The organism is Hymenobacter agri (assembly GCF_054778495.1).
The window spans coordinates 1-3,658 of sequence record NZ_BAAGZM010000437.1 but is presented as its reverse complement, the minus strand read 5'-3'; the positions used below and the strand labels follow the sequence as shown (position 1 = coordinate 3,658).

The window sequence follows — 3,658 nt, the reverse complement described above, 5'->3', positions numbered from 1 at the left end:
GCCTCGGGCGAGGCCGTTCCCTTCGAGGTGGTGGCCCGCGTGCCCGCCGCCCACCTGCGCAAGGGCGTGGCCTACGAGCTGCTGCTGCGCTACCGCTACGAGCATGGCCTGCGCGAAGACACCCTCGGCCGCCTCACCTTCGTACCCGGCAACTACGTGTACGACGAGGAAAATAAAAGCCTGCTCGTGGCCACCCAGCGCTACACCATCCCGAACACGCCTGGCCGCAACCCCGGCGAGCTGCTGGCCCACGGCCAAGTGCGCGAGCTGAAGAAAAACGGCAAAACCCTGCGCGCCCCCGCCGATGTGCGCGTGGCCCGCGGCATTGCCGACCCCGCCCGCCTCGTGACGCGCGAAGACACGGTGCTGGCCCTGCTGCCCGAAAAAGCCAGCAACGTGATGAGCGGCACCCGCGTGCTGCCCTTCTTTTTCGACGAAGACAAATGGTTCATCCGGGGCTACCTGGGCACCAACGTGCAGGCCCTCGAAGACCTGATTGACGCCAACCAGCACACCCGGCAGGTACTTATCATCGCCGGCCACTCGCCCGACTCGACCGATGCGCACAACCGCCTGCTGGCCAGCAAGCGCGTGCGAATGCTGCTCTACTACTACAAGCAGCGCGTGAAGAACTTCTCGTATCTGAATAAGAACGAGGAAATTAAGTTCGACACCCTGGCCTACGTGCGCAAGTGGGACACCTTCCTGCAGAAGGTAACGACCTCGGCCCTCAAGCCCGACCAGATTGACTCGGTCATCACCATTATCAACGATACCAAGGGCAGCTTCGAAGCCAAGGAAAAAGCCCTGCACCGGCTTTCCTACTTCGATTACATCGAGCAATACATCTACCCCGTGCTGCGCTTCGGCACCGTGGCTGTGACGTATACCGCCCCGCCGCGCTACAACTCGGAGCTGTACCTGCTCTCGAAAAAGATTGTGGAGAAGCAGATGGAGGCCGATGCCCTCACCCCCGAGGAACTGCGCTACTCGGCCAATCTCACGCCGCTGCTGGCCGAAAAGCAGCGCATCTACGAAGTATCGGCCGCCAATACCGGCAGCTGGGAAGCATTTCATAACTTGGGCGTGATACTGCTGCAGCGCGCCGAGAAGGAGCCGACCGATAAGATTCAGAAGGCCTATTACCGCCGCGCGGCCACCAACTTCACGCTGGCGGCCCACCGCCACCCCACGGCCGAGTTCTTCTACCATGCCGCCACCGCCTACCACCGCGCCGGCGACCGCCTCGAAGCCCTGCAGAACTACGATTACGCCATCAAGCTCGGCGGCGACCGGCCGCTGCTGCGCAAGGTGTTCTCCGACCGCGCTGCGCTCGAAATTGAAGTCGGCCAACCCGATGAAGCCCTGCGCAGCCTGCAATATGCCGGCCCCAGCTACCAGAACGCCCTCAACCGCGCCCTCATCGAAGTGGGCCGCGAGCACTACGAACTGGCCCAGGAGCAGTACCGCCTGGCCCAGACGCTGCGCCCCACGGCCGCCGCGCCCATCTACGGCCTAGCCGTGGTAGCCGCCCGCCAGAAGGACGAAGCTGCCGCTGGCACCCTGCTCAAGCAAGCCGTGGCCCTCGACCGCAGCTACGCCCAGCGCGCCGTTGAGGACCTGGAGTTTCAGGACTACGCACAGGGGAAGATATTCAAGGAGGCGTTGCGTTAGGCTGAAAGCACCAAACAGCCCCTGCTATCCGCGCCCCCTCCTACCCCATTGTTTGCCCAACGCCCCGGCCTGTTGTAGCTTTGCCACACGGCCCGATTGCGGCTTTACCAAACGAAAAACATGCGTCAGATTCAATTCCGTGAGGCCTTGCGCGAGGCCCTGTCCGAAGAAATGCGCCGCGACCCGCGGGTGTTCCTGATGGGCGAAGAAGTGGCCCAGTATAACGGTGCCTACAAAGTAAGCCAGGGCATGCTCGACGAGTTCGGCCCCGAGCGCGTGATTGACACCCCGATTGCCGAGCTCGGCTTTGCCGGCATCGGCGTGGGCGCGGCGGCCAACGGGCTGATTCCGGTCATTGAATTCATGACCTTCAACTTCTCGCTGGTGGCTATCGACCAGGTGATTAACTCGGCCGCCAAGCTGTATTCGATGTCGGGCGGCCAGTACTCCTGCCCCATCGTATTCCGCGGCCCCACGGGCAACGCCGGCATGCTCAGCAGCCAGCACTCGCAGAACTTCGAGAACTGGTACGCCAACACGCCCGGCCTGAAAGTGGTGGTTCCGTCGAACCCCTACGACGCCAAGGGCCTGCTGAAAGCCGCCATCCGCGACCCCGACCCGGTAATCTTCATGGAGTCGGAGCTGATGTACGGCGACAAGGGCGAAGTACCCGAGGAAGAGTACGTCCTCGAAATCGGTAAGGCCAACATTGTGCGCGAAGGCAAGCATGTAACGCTCGTGAGCTTCGGCAAAATGATGAAAATTGCCTACGCCGCCGCCGATGAATTGGCGAAGGAAGGCATCGAAGCTGAAGTAATCGACCTGCGCTCGGTGCGCCCGATTGACTATGACACGCTGGTGAACTCGGTGAAGAAAACCAACCGCATGGTGGTGATTGAGGAAGCCTGGCCGCTAGCCAGCATCTCGGGCGAGCTGGCCTACATTGTGCAGCGCCGCGCCTTCGACCACCTCGATGCGCCCGTCATCCGCATCACCTGCGCCGACGTGCCCCTGCCCTACGCTCCCACCCTCATCGAAGCCTCGCTGCCCAACGTGGCCCGCGTGGTGAAAGCCGTTAAGGAAGTAACCTACGCTAAGGCGTAGCTTATTGGGTTCCGCAAGCAAAAAGCCCTGGCTCTGATAGAGCTGGGGCTTTTTGCTTGCGGAACTTTCCTTTTTTACAGCTTATTGTGGAGCCTCGCTCGGCGGCCGCAGTTGCCCGGCAGTGGCTTCCGACAGCTGCCAGCAGCCCCAGAGCCAGCCCACCGCCAGGGCCAGCACCGCCACCCGCCGCATTGGCCCGGCTGAGCTTCGCCACCACGCCAGCGGCTGCCAAGTAGCGGCCACGCCCGTGAGCAGCAGCAGGTGCAACGGCAGCAAAAAGCGGCATTCCATGAGTGTGGGCAACGTAAGCAGGCAGGGCAGCAGTAGAGCCAGCAGCACGGCATTCGGCGGTAAGCTGACGGGGGGTTCGGCAGGCAGTATTTGCTGGCCAATTGAGCGCCAACGAGCCAGTGCCAGCCAGCCGCCCAGGCCCAGCAGCGCGTAATTCAGCAGCCGCAACGCGGCTTGGCCGGGAGGATGCAGGCGCGTGGGGTACGGCGTGGGGTAGCGAATGTCGAGGCCATTGAACAGGTGACGGGCATAGCGGGCGGCGCTACTGAATGGGTGCTGCGCCAGAAACCGCAGAAACCCGCCATAGTTGCAGAAGCGCCCGCCGGGCACCGCCTCCAGCATCCGCTGCCCGGCCGAATCGGCATACACCAGCGAACGCGGAATGGTGGGCACGAGGCTGGTTTCGTAGCGCTGTAAGGCCGTGCCCCAGGCCAGCTGGCGCAGGTAGAGCGGCTCCTTACCCGGCCGCTGGGCCAGCACGAGCGGCGTGGCCTGGCCAAAATGGCGCTGGTTGATAAGCAACTGCGGCAGCAGCACCAGCGCCGCGCCCCCTACCAGCCCCGCCAGTGCCCCGGCTAACGGGCGGCCC

At 63.4% G+C, this 3,658-nt stretch carries 3 protein-coding genes; 2 read left to right on the top strand and 1 reads right to left on the bottom strand.

Going from position 1 to position 3,658, the window contains the following annotated elements:
* Positions 1 to 1,674: tetratricopeptide repeat protein (locus ACYVDE_RS17250; RefSeq protein ID WP_460502787.1), on the top strand; the 1,674-nt coding region annotated here is incomplete at its 5' end.
* 120 nt (positions 1,675 to 1,794) lie between these two features.
* Positions 1,795 to 2,778, top strand: a complete 984-nt coding sequence (locus ACYVDE_RS17245; protein ID WP_460502786.1) for an alpha-ketoacid dehydrogenase subunit beta — start codon at positions 1,795 to 1,797, stop codon at positions 2,776 to 2,778.
* 81 nt (positions 2,779 to 2,859) lie between these two features.
* Here the strand turns inward: ACYVDE_RS17245 and ACYVDE_RS17240 are convergent.
* On the bottom strand, positions 2,860 to 3,658 hold a 799-nt coding region (locus tag ACYVDE_RS17240; RefSeq protein ID WP_460502785.1), incomplete at its 5' end, for a hypothetical protein.

Excerpts from the sequence above, each read along its gene's own strand:
- ACYVDE_RS17245 (WP_460502786.1), top strand. The coding sequence starts at position 1,795 with ATGCGTCAGATTCAATTCCGTGAGGCCTTGCGCGAGGCCCTGTCCGAA.